This is a genomic window from Actinomyces sp. ICM58, from assembly GCF_000283035.1.
Lineage (GTDB): Bacteria > Actinomycetota > Actinomycetes > Actinomycetales > Actinomycetaceae > Pauljensenia.
Genome location: NZ_ALIY01000206.1, coordinates 1 through 3,891, shown reverse-complemented (window position 1 = coordinate 3,891; position 3,891 = coordinate 1). Strand labels below are relative to the sequence as shown.

Genomic DNA, 3,891 nt, shown 5'->3' with positions numbered 1-3,891 from the left:
GCTGGTGTGTTTGCTGGGTGTGGTTTTGTGTGTGTCGGTCGCTAGGGGTGGTTTTTGCTGTGTGGGATAGCGGAGCGGCCAGGAACCGTTGGGTTCCTGGCCGCTTGCCTGAAGTGTGTTGTGGCGGTGTCCTACTCTCCCACAACCTGTCGGTTGCAGTACCATTGGCGCTGCCGGGCTTAGCTTCCAGGTTCGGAATGTTGCTGGGCGTTTCCCCGGTGCTATGACCACCACAAGACTGGTGTTCAACACCATCCCCCCGCCGTGTGTTGGGGGGGTGTGGGTTGATCGTGATTTGTATAGTGGTTGCGGCAGTGTGTGCACTCATGTTTTTGTTTCACCCGCGTTTTGTGTGGGTGTTTGTTTAGTGTTGGCCCATTAGTACCAGTCGGCTCACGAGCACCTCGCGGTGCTTCCACCTCTGGCCTATCAACCCGCTAGTCTGGCGGGGGCCTCTCACCCCACAGTGGGGGCGTGGAAACCTCATCTTGAAGCAGGCTTCCCGCTTAGATGCTTTCAGCGGTTATCCCTTCCGAACGTAGCCAACCAGCCATGCACCTGGCGGTACAACTGGCACACCAGAGGTTCGTCCATCCCGGTCCTCTCGTACTAGGGACGGCCCTTCTCAAATTTCCTACGCGCACAGAGGATAGGGACCGAACTGTCTCACGACGTTCTGAACCCAGCTCGCGTACCGCTTTAATGGGCGAACAGCCCAACCCTTGGGACCAACTCCAGCCCCAGGATGCGACGAGCCGACATCGAGGTGCCAAACCATGCCGTCGATATGGACTCTTGGGCAAGATCAGCCTGTTATCCCCGGGGTACCTTTTATCCGTTGAGCGACCACGCACCCACGTGCCATGGCCGGATCACTAGTTCCTGCTTTCGCACCTGCTCGACCCGTCGGTCTCACAGTCAAGCTCCCTTGTACACTTGCACTCGCCACCTGATTACCAACCAGGCTGAGGGAACCTTTGAGCGCCTCCGTTACATTTTAGGAGGCAACCGCCCCAGTTAAACTACCCACCAGGCACTGTCCCCAACCCGGATCACGGGCCAAGGTTGAGGTGACCGCTTGAACCAGAATGGTATTTCAACGACGACTCCACCACCGCTGGCGCGGCAGCTTCACAGTCTCCCACCTATCCTACACAAGTCCAAGCGAACACCAATACCAAGCTATAGTAAAGGTCCCGGGGTCTTTCCGTCCTTCTGCGCGAAACGAGCATCTTTACTCGTACTGCAATTTCACCGAGTTCGCGGTTGAGACAGCGGAGAAGTCGTTACGCCATTCGTGCAGGTCGGAACTTACCCGACAAGGAATTTCGCTACCTTAGGATGGTTATAGTTACCACCGCCGTTTACTGGGGCTTAAATTCACCGCTTCACACCCACAAAGGAGTGTTAACAGTTCCTCTTAACCTTCCAGCACCGGGCAGGCGTCAGTGCGTATACATCGCCTTACGGCTTCGCACGCACCTGTGTTTTTGATAAACAGTCGCTTCTCCCTATTCTCTGCGACCCCACAACCCCACCAGCGCGCTAGGCGCGGGGAAGTCACGGGGTCCTCCTTATCCCGAAGTTACGGAGGAATTTTGCCGAGTTCCTTAACCACGATTCACTCGAACGCCTCGGTATACTCTACCTGACCACCTGAGTCGGTTTAGGGTACGGGCGCGTCATGCCCTCACGTCGAGGCTTTTCTCGGCAGCATAGGATCACCACAAGACAACACTATCGTGTCACCCTCATCAGTTCTCACCCTGAATGCCCCCCGGATTTACCTGAGGGACGGGCCACAACCTTAAATACGCACAACCATCGGCGCACTGCAGCTACCTGTCTGCGTCACCCCTGTTAACACGCTTGCCTACAATCACCGGGACCCCAAGACCCACACACACCAACAAACCCGAAGGTTACGTGGCGGCGTGAGCAAATTGGTTAGCACAATGACTTCAGCATGGACGGTCACAACGCGGTACCAGAATATCAACTGGTTGTCCATCGACTACGCCTGTCGGCCTCGCCTTAGGACCCGACTAACCCAGGGCGGATAAACCTAGCCCTGGAACCCTTAGTCAATCGGCGCTGCGGATTCTCACCGCAGATTCGTTACTCATGCCTGCATTCTCACTCCCACACAATCCACCAGAAGTTACCTCCAGGCTTCACCTCATGCAGGACGCTCCCCTACCCAACAACACACCAACAACCAGTTCCTGGCGCCAGCACGCGTGTTGCTGCCACAGCTTCGGCGGTACGCTTGAGCCCCGCTACATTGTCGGCGCAGAACCACTTGACCAGTGAGCTATTACGCACTCTTTCAAGGATGGCTGCTTCTAAGCCAACCTCCTGGTTGTCACCGCGACTCCACATCCTTTCCCACTTAGCGCACGCTTAGGGGCCTTAGCTGATGATCTGGGCTGTTTCCCTCTCGACTACGAAGCTTATCCCCCGCAGTCTCACTGCCACGCTACACCTAATGGCATTCGGAGTTTGGCTGACGTCAGTAACCCACAGGGCCCATCGGCCATCCAGTAGCTCTACCTCCACCAGGGACCACGCGACGCTGCACCTAAATGCATTTCGGGGAGAACCAGCTATCACGGAGTTTGATTGGCCTTTCACCCCTACCCACAGTTCATCCCCCAGGTTTTCAACCCTGGTGGGTTCGGTCCTCCACACAGTCTTACCTCTGCTTCAACCTGACCATGGGTAGATCACCCCGCTTCGGGTCTAGAACACGCGACAAACGCCATATTTCAGACTCGCTTTCGCTACGCATACCCCACACGGGTTAAGCACGCCACGTATCACTAACTCGCAGGCTCATTCTTCAAAAGGCACGCCATCACCCCACAAGGCTCTGACGGCTTACAGGCACACGGTTTCAGGTACTATTTCACTCCCCTCCCGGGGTACTTTTCACCATTCCCTCACGGTACTATGCACTATCGGTCATCAAGTAGTATTTAGGCTTACCAAGTGGTCTTGGCAGATTCACACGAGATTTCACGAGTCCCGCACTACTCGGGCACCACATCCACACCACACGCCACCGGTCCACCTACACGACTATCACGCTCTACGGTCAGCCATCCCAGACTGTTCAACTCCCAACAACACACGGTGCGACCCCCCGGCAGAAGGATCCAACATGGCCCCACAACACCAAACACGCAACGGCCGCCGCCTCTGGCACGCATCTGGTTTAGCCTCCTCCGCTTTCGCTCGCCACTACTCACGGAATATCTTCTCCTACGGGTACTGAGATGTTTCACTTCCCCGCGTTCCCCCCACCACCCTATACACGTTCAGATGATGGTAACCCAGCACAACCCAGGTTAGGTTCCCCCATTCGGACACCCTCGGATAATAACGCTCGCTCGCCAGCTCCCCGAGGCATATCGCAGGCCGCAACGTCCTTCATCAGCTCTTGATGCCAAGGCATCCACCGAATGCCCAACAAAACTAAACAAAACACAAAAAACAGTACAGAACAAATATGCTCGCAACCACTATACAAATCACAAACAACCCACCACACACAACCCACACCAACAAACAACATTCGCCGGCCGGCTGCGCAGGCAACCACCACCCACCAGGGCAGTAGACGCTCACACGGTGTTGAACGTGAACCCGACAGTGTGCTCATCCGTTAAAACGTTTAAACCCAACCCAAAACACGCACCCACACCCACCACCCCACTGTCGGGGCAGTAAACACATGCGAGCACAAGAAAACAACCAGCACACCCACCACAACAGGCAGACACACTAGCAGTTCCCCACAAAACTGGGCTCCCTAGAAAGGAGGTGATCCAGCCGCACCTTCCGGTACGGCTACCTTGTTACGACTTCGTCCCAATCGCCAATCCCACC

Annotated in this window: 3 rRNA genes; all 3 read right to left on the bottom strand. The window is 55.8% G+C overall.

From position 1 onward, the window contains the following. Window positions 1-118: 118 nt before the first annotated feature. Window positions 119-235: ribosomal RNA gene (gene rrf / locus HMPREF1138_RS09245) — 5S ribosomal RNA — on the bottom strand. Window positions 236-359: 124 nt separating this feature from the next. Further along, window positions 360-3,484: ribosomal RNA gene (locus HMPREF1138_RS09240) — 23S ribosomal RNA — on the bottom strand. Between the two features lie 334 nt (window positions 3,485-3,818). Then, window positions 3,819-3,891 (bottom strand): 16S ribosomal RNA (locus HMPREF1138_RS09235); the annotation flags it as partial.